At 45.0% G+C, this 13,324-nt stretch carries 15 protein-coding genes; 5 read left to right on the top strand and 10 right to left on the bottom strand.

The window, feature by feature from the left end; translation table 11 throughout:
* Nucleotides 1-5 precede the first annotated feature (5 nt).
* The 4 genes from ACH3Y6_RS02240 (at nucleotide 6) to mtgA (ending at nucleotide 2,931) form a co-directional block, all read left to right on the top strand.
* Nucleotides 6-638, top strand: coding sequence for a peptidylprolyl isomerase (locus ACH3Y6_RS02240; RefSeq protein ID WP_490833940.1), 633 nt, complete (start codon nucleotides 6-8; stop codon nucleotides 636-638).
* Nucleotides 639-740: 102 nt separating this feature from the next.
* Entirely contained in the window at nucleotides 741-1,385 is a 645-nt protein-coding gene (locus ACH3Y6_RS02235) for a LysE family translocator (RefSeq protein WP_490833939.1), read from the top strand.
* Between the two features lie 212 nt (nucleotides 1,386-1,597).
* Nucleotides 1,598-2,161 carry a hypothetical protein gene (locus tag ACH3Y6_RS02230; protein ID WP_490833938.1) on the top strand — a complete coding sequence of 188 codons (564 nt, stop codon included), beginning with the start codon at nucleotides 1,598-1,600 and terminating at the stop codon, nucleotides 2,159-2,161.
* 53 nt (nucleotides 2,162-2,214) lie between these two features.
* Entirely contained in the window at nucleotides 2,215-2,931 is a 717-nt protein-coding gene (mtgA, locus tag ACH3Y6_RS02225) for a monofunctional biosynthetic peptidoglycan transglycosylase (protein ID WP_490833937.1), read from the top strand.
* Nucleotides 2,932-2,934: 3 nt separating this feature from the next.
* Here the strand turns inward: mtgA and ACH3Y6_RS02220 are convergent, their stop codons facing one another.
* The 10 genes from ACH3Y6_RS02220 to ACH3Y6_RS02175 all read right to left on the bottom strand — a co-directional run bounded on the left by ACH3Y6_RS02220 (nucleotide 2,935) and on the right by ACH3Y6_RS02175 (nucleotide 12,701).
* A complete protein-coding gene (locus ACH3Y6_RS02220) occupies nucleotides 2,935-3,522 on the bottom strand; it encodes an AAA family ATPase (RefSeq protein WP_490833936.1) in 588 nt (195 codons plus the stop codon).
* A 63-nt stretch (nucleotides 3,523-3,585) separates the two neighbouring features.
* Nucleotides 3,586-3,969, bottom strand: a complete 384-nt coding sequence (locus tag ACH3Y6_RS02215; RefSeq protein WP_490833935.1) for a four helix bundle protein — start codon at nucleotides 3,967-3,969, stop codon at nucleotides 3,586-3,588.
* Between the two features lie 109 nt (nucleotides 3,970-4,078).
* Nucleotides 4,079-4,720, bottom strand: a complete 642-nt coding sequence (gene pnuC / locus ACH3Y6_RS02210; RefSeq protein ID WP_490833934.1) for a nicotinamide riboside transporter PnuC — start codon at nucleotides 4,718-4,720, stop codon at nucleotides 4,079-4,081.
* A gap of 136 nt (nucleotides 4,721-4,856) precedes the next feature.
* Complete coding sequence (locus tag ACH3Y6_RS02205) at nucleotides 4,857-5,456, bottom strand: NifU family protein (RefSeq protein ID WP_490833933.1); 600 nt, start codon at nucleotides 5,454-5,456, stop codon at nucleotides 4,857-4,859.
* A 116-nt stretch (nucleotides 5,457-5,572) separates the two neighbouring features.
* A complete protein-coding gene (locus tag ACH3Y6_RS02200; RefSeq protein ID WP_490833932.1) occupies nucleotides 5,573-5,893 on the bottom strand; it encodes a hypothetical protein in 321 nt (106 codons plus the stop codon).
* Nucleotides 5,894-5,941: 48 nt separating this feature from the next.
* Nucleotides 5,942-6,772 carry a hypothetical protein gene (locus ACH3Y6_RS02195; RefSeq protein ID WP_490833931.1) on the bottom strand — a complete coding sequence of 277 codons (831 nt, stop codon included), beginning with the start codon at nucleotides 6,770-6,772 and terminating at the stop codon, nucleotides 5,942-5,944.
* A 171-nt stretch (nucleotides 6,773-6,943) separates the two neighbouring features.
* The gene (locus ACH3Y6_RS02190; protein WP_490833930.1) at nucleotides 6,944-7,552 is read right to left on the bottom strand and encodes a c-type cytochrome; all 609 of its coding nucleotides are present in this window, start codon (nucleotides 7,550-7,552) and stop codon (nucleotides 6,944-6,946) included.
* A gap of 260 nt (nucleotides 7,553-7,812) precedes the next feature.
* On the bottom strand, nucleotides 7,813-8,445 hold the full coding sequence (locus ACH3Y6_RS02185; protein WP_490833929.1) for a response regulator: 633 nt from the start codon (nucleotides 8,443-8,445) through the stop codon (nucleotides 7,813-7,815).
* A gap of 85 nt (nucleotides 8,446-8,530) precedes the next feature.
* Nucleotides 8,531-9,652: an acyltransferase family protein gene (locus tag ACH3Y6_RS02180; protein ID WP_490833928.1), complete on the bottom strand. Its 1,122-nt coding sequence runs from the start codon at nucleotides 9,650-9,652 to the stop codon at nucleotides 8,531-8,533.
* Nucleotides 9,653-9,662: 10 nt separating this feature from the next.
* Nucleotides 9,663-12,701: a sensor histidine kinase gene (locus ACH3Y6_RS02175; RefSeq protein ID WP_490833927.1), complete on the bottom strand. Its 3,039-nt coding sequence runs from the start codon at nucleotides 12,699-12,701 to the stop codon at nucleotides 9,663-9,665.
* 418 nt (nucleotides 12,702-13,119) lie between these two features.
* Between ACH3Y6_RS02175 and ACH3Y6_RS02170 the strand changes: the two genes are divergently transcribed.
* Nucleotides 13,120-13,311, top strand: coding sequence for a hypothetical protein (locus ACH3Y6_RS02170; RefSeq protein WP_490833926.1), 192 nt, complete (start codon nucleotides 13,120-13,122; stop codon nucleotides 13,309-13,311).
* The last annotated feature ends 13 nt before the right edge of the window (nucleotides 13,312-13,324 follow it).

The raw sequence follows: 13,324 nt of genomic DNA, 5'->3' as shown, positions 1-13,324 counted from the left end.
CAACCATGGTAAAGCGTTGGGGGATATTTCTGTTATTTGTCGGTTTTGCCTGCAGCATGGCAGCGCAAAAACCGGATATTTCCATCCTGAAACAAAGAGCCCCCGAAACCTTCCGCGCTGTGTTCACTACCACAAAAGGCGATTTTGAAATAGAAGCATATCGGAAATGGTCACCACTGGGTGTAGACAGGTTGTACCAGCTCATCAGTACCGGTTTTTATGACAAGGCATTACTCTTCAGGATGGAACCTGGTTTTGTGGTACAGTTCGGAATTGGTGCCAGCTACAGCGACAATCGTTTCTGGGACCCGAAGAAATTACCCGATGAACCCATGCTGCAAAAAAACCTGGCAGGAACCATTGCTTTTGCAAGAGGCGGCCCTAAAGAACGGGCTACGCAGATATTTATCAATCTTTCTGATAATACAAAACTGGATACGGTTCTACGGGGTGGCATAAAAGGGTACACACCTATTGCCAAAGTGATCCGGGGAATGAATCATATAAAAAAATTCTACAGTGGTTATGGAAGAAAGCCGGCACTGATCCAGGATTCTTTATATAAGTATGGTAATGTTTATTTCCAGGAGCGCTTCCCTTTTCTGGACCAGATCATCCGTGTACGGATTGTTAAATGAAGTACACCAATTTGATGAAAGGCAACCACACAAATGTAAAATTTAGAATTTACCACTTACTTTCGGGTAACATTCGAACCGCGAACAGTGATAATAGCGCCATTGATTAAAGGACTGGTATTGGGTATTTTTCTGGCCATTTCGGTAGGGCCGGTCATATTTGCCATTCTTAAACAAAGTATTAATAACGGGCATAAAGCGGGGTATGTATTTGTGGCCGGCATTTCGGTAAGTGATATTGCACTGGTATTGATCTGTAATTTTTTCACCTCTCTTTTTCAGCAGGCACTTACCCATAAAACAGTGATCGCTGTAGCTGGTAGTATTTTTCTGGTAGCACTGGGTGTGTATACGTTGTTCTTTAAAAAAGTAAAAACGGACGAGGATAATAATATCATTGTCAAAAAATTCCGCAAGCGTGATTACCTCGCGATCTTCCTGTCCGGCTTCTTTATCAATGTACTTAATCCCGCTGTTTTTCTTTTCTGGTTTGCATGGACAGCAGCGATCCTGGCCGATTCGCAAACGGCCCCCAATCCGCTTCAATACAGGGCCATTGTATTTGGTACCTGTTTGCTGTTTGTATTACTCACCGATATTGTCAAAGTAGCCCTTGCATCCAGGTTACGTTCCAAACTTACCAAACACAACCTTGTTAATATCAACCGTATTTCAGGATTGATTTTGATCGGTTTCGGCATAGCCCTGGCCTGGGGTATCATGAGCTACGGAGACCAGATTAAATAAGAGGTGAGTGGGCAGTCGTGAGTGGTGAGTAGTCAGTAGGTAGTGACTGAGGGCAGAGACGCCAATTTTCTCTATTAAAGACCAGTATAGTGAATCGTCAATGGTGAATATAGATATTTGTGACCATTCCGGCTAATAAGAACTCCACACTGACCATTCACCATTAACAGTTCTTTTGCGCCTCATTCCCCGCTATCTGTTACCTTCGACCAGTGAAACCACTGTTAACTGCTGCACTTATTGTATGGAGTCTTACGGGTAGTTATGCGCAAAGCGATCTGCTGGTATTGAAACAAAAGAACCAGACCATACAAACCTGGGTGCCAGGCAGCCTGATCAGCTTCCAGTTCAGTAGCAAACAATGGTTGCAGGGTATCATCAGGACCATCCGCAATGATTCCATCATTATGGAACAGATCGATATCCGTACAGTCCCCAATGCTTTTGGTTTTCCCACGATTGATACGGCCAAACTGGGTCTGATGAAATTACACGTGAATGAAGTGTACGGTATGCCTAAGCGCGTATACGGAAGTGGCATTTTCACCAATGGTATACTGTTGCAATTGGGCAGCGGTGCTTTTATGTTCCTGAATATTGTCAACAGCCTCATACGAAACGAACAGGTGTTCAGTTCCCTGAATCTCGGACGCCTGGGTGTGGCCGGCGGCGTATTTGTGGTGGGTAGTTTATTGCGGGCCAGTCATAAGACCTATATTGTCCTGGGTAAAAAGTATCGCCTGGCAACCATACAGGTGGGCGCCGCTAACAGGTAGCCGGCTTTTGTTTTGCAACAAGTGCTCCGGGGTTTTAGTATCTTGCTAACCAGATGGCAATCAAAACTTTATTCAAGACCACCTGGCGGTGGACCAAACGTATCCTTTTCTGGGGTTTTGTTTCTTCTCTTTTATACATTATTGTCTGTCGCTGGGTAATGCCCCCCATTACGGTTACACAGCTTACCAATAGTTTCAGCTATGGTTTACAGAGGGATTATGTAAGCGGCAAACAGATCTCACGTAATGCCAAACTGGCTGCCATAGCCAGTGAGGACCAGGCTTTTCCGGACCACGGCGGCTTCGATTGGGATGCCATTGAGAAAAGCCTGCGCCCGAAAAAGAAAGGAAAGAAAACCAGGATCCCTCTTGGTGGCGGGGCCAGTACCATTACACAGCAGGTGGCCAAGAACGTTTTCCTCTGGCAGGGTGGTCGCTACGATAAATATATCCGGAAAGTGCCCGAAATGTATTTCACCAAAATGATTGAATGGATCTGGGGTAAACAACGGATACTGGATGTTTATCTGAATACCATTGAAATGGGTCCTGGCATTTTTGGTATAGAAGCGGCATCGCAGAAATATTTTGGTAAACATGCAAAAAATCTGAGTCGCGCAGAAGCCGCCATGATCATTGCCTGTTTACCCAATCCTAAACGATTTACTGTTAAACCCATGAGCCGCCGCGTAGCCTGGCGTTATCCGCAGATAGTACAACAGATGAACAATATTGAAGACGATGAAGATGTACAGGCTTTGCTGAAGTGAACCTTACAGGTATTCTGCTATAGCGGCTATGGAAGTGGTTAAACGATCATCATATCCGCCGGTGATCTCTACCCAGGGAACGGACTGATTGATGAGAATGTCTTTATAGATATGATACAATTCTTTCCGGTTCTTCTCATCGGGGTATTCCCGTAATTCATCTTTCACCCACGGCAGATCCGTATTGCATAATAAGTAGAGATCGTATCTTCTTTCTACTATCTGATCCAGAATGAACTGGTGACATTTACCAAATACATATTCGCACCAGACCTTCATCACATACATGTCAGTATCAACAAACAACAGCGGTGTCTGCTGACTGGTTTCCAGCGAATGCGGGTTCACCCAGGTTCGTTCATTTACTTTGGCCCACTGGCTGTTCACCAGGTTGGTATATTCATCTTCCAGCGCCAGTTGTCCTTTGGCAATGGTGAGCAGATCATCGAATTGGTAATCTTTACCATTGGTGAGCAGGTATTCCCTTGCAAATTCGGGACACCACTGCATACGGTAATGTTGCGCCAGCAATTCGCACAAAGTGCTTTTGCCGGTAGACTCGGGGCCGATGATGACAACTTTTTTAATCATGAATACAATATGATGGGAACAGATGAACAGATGAGCAAGGAACAGAAGAGTGCAGAATTTTGTTTAACATGACTGTTGTGTTTTCTCCGTACTCCGATTCTTCTGTGCGGTAGAGATACTTTTTACAAATATGCTGATAAGTTCGTTACATTCTGTTAGCTCTGCATAGATGTTATGTTCCTTTAGCCAATCCAATTTATCAATAATTTTTAAACAGTTATACGTTTCTCTGAGTTCTTTAACGGCGATTTTCATCTTATGGATAAAATCAGACCTGGATTCTGCTGATTGAGCTTCGCCATATTGCAATGCAGGGGATGAACCACTTCTTGTTAATTGCCTAGCCAAATGGTAGCCAGCTATATTTTTAGGCAGTTGATCAGTTACAGTTATCATTGATACAGCAAAACTTATCAGTCGATCACTTAGGTTATGATAGCTTTTCATATTTTCCCGTTTGCGTGTCAAAGTGGGAAGATTAGCGATCTCGGTCAAGCGTATTTCCCGCAAAATCTAATGTATTTACCCCCTCTTTCCTCATTCATCTGTTCCTTGCTCATCTGCTCATCTGTTCCATGTTTCCTGCTCTTTTCCTCCACTCTGCCAACCCTGCAATAGCCAGAACTAACAATATGATAAACTGTACACTTGTGAATACATACCCTTTGATAAAGTATAACGGAACGGAAGCCATATTGGTTGCGATCCACCAGATCCAGCTTTCTACTTTCTTTTTGGCCATCAGCCACATGCCGGTATAGGCGGTGGCAGAGGCAAACGCATCGGCCCAGGGAATGGCTTCGGGTGCAAATGCCCGTTGCGCCCAGGTCAGCGCCGCAAAAATGACGAAGTAAAAAGCGGCGAAGAACAGCAGCTGTTGTATCCATTCTTTCCGATCGCTGTAGCTGATGTGTAAGACCAGCTCCTGCCTGGCCTTATCTTTCTTAGACCAGAGGATCCATCCATAGATACTCATGATGCTGTAATACAGGTTTACGCTGGCTTCTCCCAACAGATGACCTTGTATGCTGAGGTAGATGTAGAACAGCGTATTGATCAGTCCTACAGGATATACCAGGATATTTTCCTTTCTGCTGAACCATACACTGCCGATGCCTGCCAGTACGGCAATAAACTCAACAGGCCCCGTTTGCTGCAAGCCTGTAATGAATTGTTGATAGATCTCTGTTGCACTCATAATAAGATACTCAATGTAAGGAATCCTGTTGAAGTAGGATGACAGTCTGCCAACACGGGATGTTTTGTGCTTTGTTGGTAAAAAAATACCCTGCAGTTTTTACTGCAGGGTAGAATAACCATATCAACTCACAAAATTATTCGGCTTCTGCCACGACTTCTTTTACCTCGGGGATCATACGTTTCATCATTCCTTCGATACCTGCTTTCAGGGTGATCATAGAGGATGGACAACCACTGCAGCTTCCCTGCAGCATCAGGTTCACGGTTCCATCGTTATAACTTTTGAACTGTATGGCGCCACCATCCATTTCAACGGCGGGTTTCACATAATTTTCCAGCAATTCCTTCACGCGTTTTACGATATCGTCATCATCTGCGCTAACGGCATTAGAGGCTTCCTGTTTTACTTTGGCCACTTCCTCTTCGTTCACTACAACACCACCGTTCTCGAGGTATTGTTTCAGGAATTCTTTGATGGTAGGAATCACATCCTGCCAGTCGTCGGTATCTACTGTTTTGGTCAGGGTTACAAAATTGCTGGCAATGAATACGCTCCTGATAAAAGGGAAACTGAACAGCTCTTTTGCCAGGGGGGATGGGGCCGCCAGTGTTTCATCTGCAAAATCAATACTCTTGCCGGGATATAGTAATTTGTTGGCCACGAATTTCATGGTCTCCGGATTGGGCGTCATTTCGGTATAGATACTGATGACCGGATTGCCTGTTTGAATCATAATACTTGGCTTTTGTGCTACTGCAAAAATAAACAAAAGCCAGGCAGGGAAGGTTCAGATGGACTGTTGGAGCCATTCCGGAAGCCATATTTTTCGGATATCGAAACCCCGGTTCGCTACCAGCAGGCAAAACGAACGCTGCCTTCCTCAATGGAAAGGGGTGTTTCTTTACTTGAGTTGGGTTCAACAGTCTGATTATCAATGCAATCAATGGGTTTTGCTACAGGTTTTTCGATTGATTGAATCAGCGGTTGTGGATGTGCAATGTTTTGGGTGGGGGCAGCCAAAACCACACTTGCCAGGCAAAACAGGCTGAGAAGGGTATTTTGGTACACTGCTTTCATATTCAAAATTATGGAACAAAAATATTCTCGAATCTGCATGTTTGCAACCACATAAACGTGTGAATTGCCGGTTTGTGCATGTTTTGAATACAAAAGCCCGGATTTTGTCCGGGCTTTTGGGCGAATAATAGTTTGTTTCTATTAATAGGAGAAAGTAGCATTCTCTATTGTATCGGGGAACCCGGTTGATTTGGTAACGGTCTTGCGGGTCAGCGGGTAACCGCCGGTATCATAGGTATAGGTATGGGTCACGGTCTCTTCTATATTACCCAAAGAATCGTAGTGTATTTCTGACAATGGGTTGTTCGGGATAAAACTTTCCATAGGCAGGTAGGGGTTGGTTTCAAAAACGGCGCTGGTGTTCGGGTTGGTATCGTACTGGCTAAATACAAACTCGTTGGTTTTATCCAGCGAACCGGTTGTTGCGTCCTTAAAATAAAGGGTCATTTTTTTCAGATTGCCATTGGTATAGTATTCGTTTTCGTAGCGTAAACTGGGTGTAACAGAAACACCGCCACCAGGTACACGGGTATATCCGTCTGTCTTCCAGAGTTTACCATTGGCATCGTAAGTATAGGCATACCAGGCGATCAGGTTCCCCCCCGCGTTAAACATTTCTGTTTTACTCAGTTTATTATTGGCATCGTACGTGTATTTGAATTTACTGCCGTCATCTCCACGCACTTCAGCTACCTGGCTTCCTGTGTAAATAAAATCATACACAACATGTATCGGTGTACTTGTGCCGAAAGTAATATGATTGATGATGGTTTTAATGCTTCCGTTGCCGTTGTAGGCGATGCTTTCATAGCTACCGTCATCGTAAGCGATCCTGGATAATTTTTTGGTACTGCCCGGAGGCGGATTTTGTGGGTCGGGTGTAACAGGGTTTTTGGTGCAGCTGGTTACCAGTAAGGCAAATAAGAGATAGCATACACCAGTTTTCATCGATAATAATTTCATTTTTTTCATAGTATTCGTTTGTAATCTGTAGCAAACCTAAGCCTGCAAGAACCGGCATCCTATTACATGAAAATGTGGTTGGGATAAAGGGTGCCAATCCTGTAAGAGCGGTCTGACCGGTTTATTGAAAATAAAAAGCCGCAGCAAACGCCGCGGCCTGGTTTCTCAGTCAAGGATCGATTATTTAATATCGGTCGGTGGTACCGGGTTGGGTACGGCGTTGTTAACCGGTTTGGTTGATTTGAGATAGGCGAATATGGATTTCAGGTCCTCATCTGTAAGTTTACGGAAGTTGGGCCATGGCATGGGTGGCAACAGTTGGCGACCACCTTCCAGTCCCTTGAATTTGCCTTCACGTAACGCACGCATAAAATTTTCTTCTTTCCAGCCACCGATACCAGTACTGTCTGAACTAATATTCGATGCATAGGAAATACCCCACGGTCCTACAGCAGCTGTCAGGTCCGGAGCAAACAGGGCCCATCCGTTCTGAACGGCTTTTTTATCTGCCGGAGGCAGTTTGCCATCTTTCTGGAACCCGGAGAAGCGTAGTTCTGGAATGAGTTCGGGACCGTGTGCGCCCATTCTTTTGGGAGAATGGCAGTCATCACATCCGATTGTATTTACCAGGTATTCGCCACGTGCGATCCTTTTAGTGGTGTCAACAGTGTTCTCGCTGGTGGCGGCAGTGTTTGTTTGAGAATCTTTGCCGGAAGAGCTGGTGCAGGAGATAATTGCGGCGGCAATAACGGCAGACAGGATGGTTACTGTGAGAAATTGTTTTTTCATGGTTGGTTTGTATGGTTACATAATTTTGGAAAATTCATTTCAGCTACAGAAATGTTTTTTATTGCCGCAAACCTACCTGTAGCAGCAGGCCTGGGCAATCACATGAAAATGTGGTTGGGTATGAAAGGGAAATAATCGGTAGGAATGGTAAACAACAGAGGCTATCCGGTGTAGATAAACACAGGTACAAAAAATAGCCGCGAAGCTGCAGAACAGTAATCTGAACGGCAACCCGCGGCCCCCCAATTATAAACAGAATGTTATACCAGCTTGTCTTTGAAAGCTTTGGCTACAGCTTCACTTTTGCTGTTTACGTGAAGCTTTTCGTAGATTTTTTTGATATGGCTTCTTACCGTATCGATGGCAATGAACATTTCATTGGCGATCATTTTATAACTATAGCCTTCTACCAGGAATTGTAATACCTGTTTTTCGCGATCTGATAAATTGTAGTCTTCCCCTTTTTCATTGTTCATAGAGGAGAACATCTTTAATACCTGTGTGGCAATGCTGGCGGTCATAGGAGCGCCGCCGCTTTGAGCCTCTTTGATGTATTCAAGCAGTTTGGAGGGAGGTGTTTTTTTCAATACATACCCATTGGCGCCGCTGCTGATGGCCTGGAATACGTTTTTGTTATCATCAAAAACAGTGAGCATCAATACTTTTACATCGTCGTTCACCTGGCGTATCTTCTTCAGGCCTTCAATACCGTTGATTCCGGGCATATCTATATCCATCAGTATCACGTCGGGTTTCCAGGCGGTGACTTCTTCGGTTACGTTATTGCAGTTCTTAAATGCGGCCAGTACCTCAAAACCTTCCGATCCATTGATGAGCATTGTCAGTCCTTCACGTAGCTGGGGGTTATCTTCGTAAATCAACAGTTTCGTCATTATTTCTCTTTTACCGGTTCAAAAATAGGCAGTGGGTCAGGATAAATCAACCGCATAAATATGTTATCCTGTCTGTTATCTATGGTTAAAACCCTCTTCCGCCGGTTGCCCACCGGTAACAACCGGGTAAATATCGCCTGCAGAGCGCTCCCAATCCCACACAGCCAAAGAAAACGACCGCGGGTGCCAGCAGGTAGGTGATGAGGCGGTAATTCGGTATATCGTTCAGGTACAGGTAAAACAGCCGGGTCAGATAAACCACCAGGGGTGCATGTAACCCAAAAATAAAAAAGGAGAAAGAAGAGATCCAAAGAAACCAGTGCTGCCGCATACACCATTTTACCAGGGTATCGGCGCCGAACCATACTGCAAGAATACCGGCCAGTACGGCAATATCGTGCAGGATATTCAGCAGAATATAGGTGTATTTACTGTTCGGATCCAGCTCAAAAGCCATGAAGCTTTTAATAATGCTGAATCCGACAAATAAAAGCCAGGCAAGGTACAGGCTTAGCCATTTTGGCTTTTTTTCCAGGTTAATACCGGCTTTTTGCAGCCATACACCTGCAGAGAAAAAAAGTAGTCCCCTTCCATCAAACACAAAAAACCCCAGTTCAAATACCCAGAGGAAAAATGTGATGGCGAACCATCCGACAGGAATAAAACGGATAGCCCAGCGGATACCCGGATAGATCAGGTTGGTGAGAAACAGTGCCAGGATAAACCATAACTGAAAAGAGATGGGTGCTACCAGCCACCTGACAATAATACCCCACCAGCCGATCTCTGTATAGGGGCGGTTATCTCCCATTTGATCCAGTTTTGATTCTAGTACTGCCGTGGCGGTAACGGGAAACTGCTGCCAAATATAGGTGGTGGCTAAACCAATCGCACTCCAGATCAGGTAAGGGGCCAGTAATGTTCTGGCCCTTTTAGAGACCTGTTGCAGGTAAGGTGCTTCCTGGTCCTTAAGCGCATAGATATAACCAGATATCATGAACAGTAACGGTATGCGGAAACGCAGGATTCCATTGGCCATAAAGTATTCGAAGAAAGAAGTGAAGGTCAGGGGCTCCTGCACTGTGGTAAAGGGTTGCAGGTAAGTCTGGTTCAGGTTATAGCCATGCACTGCCAGCAGCAATGCAATGGAGATAAATGTATAGAAACGTAGTTTCTGGCTAACCAGTCTGCTGATCTGCACAGGCATGAAGTTGGATTTAGGTTACTGGTATGTTCACCGTTACTTTTGCTCCACCGCCGGGTTTTGATAAGATATGTAAACGTCCCTGCATGGCATCGGCTCTTTTCTGCATATTGCCCATTCCATTTCCGCTGTCTGCTTTTTCGGGGTCAAAACCGATGCCATCATCTTCTACTACCAGCAGCAGCCTGTTATTGTGTAAGCCTATCTGCACAATCACCATACTGGCTTGTGAGTATTTGGCCGCATTGTTCACTGCTTCTTTGAATATGAGGAAAAAATCTCTCCGGGCTTCCATATTCAGTTTTACATCAAAGACCGATTCATCCACACGAAAATCCAGTTCTATTTCTTTTGCTTCGAGTACATTGGTGGCAAACTCACGCATTCGGGCAGTGATCTTCTGCATGCTGTCGTTGCTGGGTTTGATGCTCCAGACGATATCATCCATAGCTTCCATCATACGCTGACTGTTATCGCTGATCTTGCCGAGGTATTCCGTGGTTTTTACAGGGTCTACATGGATCCTGCTTTTGGCCATGGAACTGAGGATATTGATGGTACTGAGGGTACTGCCCATATCGTCATGCAGATCGCGTGCCACACGGTTCCGTAATTTTTCAACAGCCAGTAATTTGTTTACGCGTAACCTGTGCACTGCATAGATACCTAAGGCCAGAATGAAAAACAGGGTACTAATGAACCAGTAGGTACGCCAGAAAGGCGGTTTGATATAGATGTGCAGTTGAGTGATATTTCTGGAGCGGTTGCCGTCAATGTCCTCGCAGAACACGCTGAATGTGTAGTTTCCGGGTGGCAGTAATGAATAATTGATAAAATTCTGGCGGTCGGCTTTGATCCAGTCCTTATCAATGCCACTCATCTTATAATAATAAGTCAGTTTTTCACGGTCAAGATAGCTGAGCGAGGCAAAATAAAAACTGAATGAATTCTGTGTGTTTGAGAACTGGATGCGGGGTAAAGATTGCAAAGAATCGACCGACAGGTAATTGTTCAGCAGTTTGAAATCGGTGATCACCACATCTCTCGGTTGTTTGTTCCGGAAGATGCCGGGTTTGAAATAGAGCAATGCATTGTTACCGGTAAACATCATGTATCCGTCGGCGCTGAAAAAATCTGCTTCGGTGGTGGCATGTGCCAGAGTGATGCCGTCTTTTCTTCCATATGGTGTAACCCGCCTGGTACTGGGGTTGTAACGGCATAATCCATCGAGCGTGATCATCCATAGGTAACCCTCTCCATCCATGCGCATGCGCATGATGGTATTGCCTGGCAATCCGTCATCGTATGTAAGCCAGTACACTTTACCCGTTTTCTTGTTGATGAAGTTCATGGCCCCTGCACCAAATACAATGGTGCTGTCGTTCAGCTGCTCAATATCCTTGCCCACATTCATGAACAGTTTTTCTCCGGCAGGACCTTCGGCGGTATAGTGTTTGAGGATGCGCGTACCATCGCTGCTGAGGCAGTACAAACCCTTACTTTCAACGGACACCCACAACAGTCCTTCCTTATCGACAAAGATCTTGTTGATGACAGAGCCCATTTTGTGAAGTATGGTGAACTTCTTACCGTCGTATTTCACCAGCGAGCCGCGGAAACTGGATAACCAGATATTTCCTTTTGTATCTCCTGTGATGAAATTGATGGTTGCGCCTTCAAAAGCCGGTTCGGTCAGAAAACGGGTTTGTTTGGTGGCAGTATCGTAGATCATGTAATTGCCTGCCTGGCAACCGATCCACACTTTTCCGTCCGTATGCTGGTACAGGGCCCAGGTTTGCCGGTATTCGATCCATTTATCGCTGCCTTCAGGTTTGTTGGCATAGATGCCGGCATCATAGGTTTCCAGGTTTCGGTTCAGGGTAAGGATGCCACGCCCCCAGGTGCTGAGCCAATATTGTCCCGAGTGCAACTGATAAATATCGGTACACTCCACTGCGCCTTTTTTTTCCGAGAAAAGAATGTTCACCACCGAATAAGTGCCACTGCCCGGGGAGGCAAAATATAGCCCGTTGTCGGTACTCACCCAGATGCTTCCGTCATGGTCTTCCATTATCTGGTATACAAAATGAAACTGTATCCCGGTTGCTGCGCCGGCTTCATGTTCATAATAATAGAAACTGCGGGTGTCATTGTCAAAGTTGTACAGTGCATTGGTGCCATACATCCAGAGCAGACCCTGCTTTGTTTCATAAAAATTCCGCAGTTCTGAATAGTCGGGGTTATAGTTCAGGCCTGCAGTATCTTTCAACGGTTTGCCGGTTGAGTCGTAACAATATTTTACATGTGCTGCCACCCAGGTAAATAACCAGTGCCTGCGTTTGCTATCGATAAATACTTCTGATGCACCGGCCCCAAGTTCTTTCCGGTTCAGCAAGGGAATTTTTTTGGGATTGTACTGTTTGGTGTACATTTTTTTATCCCTGACATCATATACCGAAAACCCGTTATCCCCGCAGGGGAACCAATACTGCTGTTTCGGGCTATCCTCAAATAATCCCGGACCCGGTATCCATCCTTGGGGAAACTGAAAATAGTTGTCATCTATAAATGCTTTCTGTTTTTTATCGTAGTGCAAAAGCCCGAATTTATTGATGATCAGGAAGGTCTCACCACGACTATCCTGCCATAGCTTGAATCCGCCGAGGTTATTAATGGGCCGGAAACTTTTTATCGGAACAATGGTATAGGTCAGGGTAGCCGTATGATAAATGCCTATTTCCTGCAGGTTGGGAAAACAGAGCCAGAGTGAGCTGCTATCGTAAGGGAGTATCCCGGTAAGGTTGGATGCCCTGGGACTGGCAATATTGGCTGCATTGAAACGGATAAATTTGGAGCCATCGAAACGCTGTAGCCCATTGGCCGTTCCTGCCCAGATAAAGCCCTTTTTGTCCTGGTAAGTGCAATACACAACATTAGAGGTAAGGCCAATACCATCATCGGTACTAATGCGATTGAACGTAAATCCGCGCTGCGCCAGCAACGGGGTTACAGAAAGCAGTAAACAGGCAAAAAGTTCAAGGGTTTTCTTCATGCAGGGTTTGGATGTATCAAATCTATAAACAAAAAGGTTTACTGGATACCGGAACAGGAAATTCACCCTTTTATGTGGTATAAACGGTTTACCGGGCGTATCAAATGGGCGGTTGCCGGCAGAAGAATAGAAAAGCCCCAATAGGAATACCGGGGCGAAACTAACTGCATATTATGAAAACGGGGGATGTTATTGATCCTTGCCATACCCCGTATTGAATTAAAATTGCAGCAGCAGTACCTGTAAAAATATCGGATAAGGATAAACGGAGGATTGAAAACGATGAAAGGCAAACCACCTCACATAAATGTGTGATAGGTCTAGAATCCTTACTGGTAAAGGATTTCACATGAATGTGTGATTGTACGGTAAGGAATTTGGAGGCAATTTTGCACCATCTCATCACATAAAAACAACTATGAAAGGAAAATACATCACCACTTCTTTAATGCTGGCTGTGCTGGCTGGTGGTAAAAACGGGGTAAGTGTACTGGTGGATGAAACCACAGCCGTTACCCAGGATCATACACCAATCTGGACCAGGGATACCAACAAATCAGCAGAAAAACAACCCAGAATGCAGGGCAGGGATGAACTTAAACTGGCTTAACCTGTTATATCAA

Source organism: Sediminibacterium sp. FW305-C-269, assembly GCF_058231045.1.
This window is presented reverse-complemented; position numbering and strand designations above follow the sequence as displayed.

Bases quoted from the DNA above. Each gene is read 5' to 3' on its own strand.
- ACH3Y6_RS02220 (WP_490833936.1), bottom strand. From the start codon at position 3,522: ATGATTAAAAAAGTTGTCATCATCGGCCCCGAGTCTACCGGCAAAAGC.
- ACH3Y6_RS02170 (WP_490833926.1), top strand. From the start codon at position 13,120: ATGAAAGGAAAATACATCACCACTTCTTTAATGCTGGCTGTGCTGGCT.
- ACH3Y6_RS02190 (WP_490833930.1), bottom strand. From the start codon at position 7,552: ATGAAAAAACAATTTCTCACAGTAACCATCCTGTCTGCCGTTATTGCC.
- ACH3Y6_RS02240 (WP_490833940.1), top strand. From the start codon at position 6: ATGGTAAAGCGTTGGGGGATATTTCTGTTATTTGTCGGTTTTGCCTGC.
- mtgA (WP_490833937.1), top strand. From the start codon at position 2,215: ATGGCAATCAAAACTTTATTCAAGACCACCTGGCGGTGGACCAAACGT.
- pnuC (WP_490833934.1), bottom strand. From the start codon at position 4,720: ATGAGTGCAACAGAGATCTATCAACAATTCATTACAGGCTTGCAGCAA.
- ACH3Y6_RS02215 (WP_490833935.1), bottom strand. From the start codon at position 3,969: ATGAAAAGCTATCATAACCTAAGTGATCGACTGATAAGTTTTGCTGTA.
- ACH3Y6_RS02195 (WP_490833931.1), bottom strand. From the start codon at position 6,772: ATGAAAAAAATGAAATTATTATCGATGAAAACTGGTGTATGCTATCTC.
- ACH3Y6_RS02175 (WP_490833927.1), bottom strand. From the start codon at position 12,701: ATGAAGAAAACCCTTGAACTTTTTGCCTGTTTACTGCTTTCTGTAACC.
- ACH3Y6_RS02185 (WP_490833929.1), bottom strand. From the start codon at position 8,445: ATGACGAAACTGTTGATTTACGAAGATAACCCCCAGCTACGTGAAGGA.
- ACH3Y6_RS02205 (WP_490833933.1), bottom strand. From the start codon at position 5,456: ATGATTCAAACAGGCAATCCGGTCATCAGTATCTATACCGAAATGACG.
- ACH3Y6_RS02180 (WP_490833928.1), bottom strand. From the start codon at position 9,652: ATGCCTGTGCAGATCAGCAGACTGGTTAGCCAGAAACTACGTTTCTAT.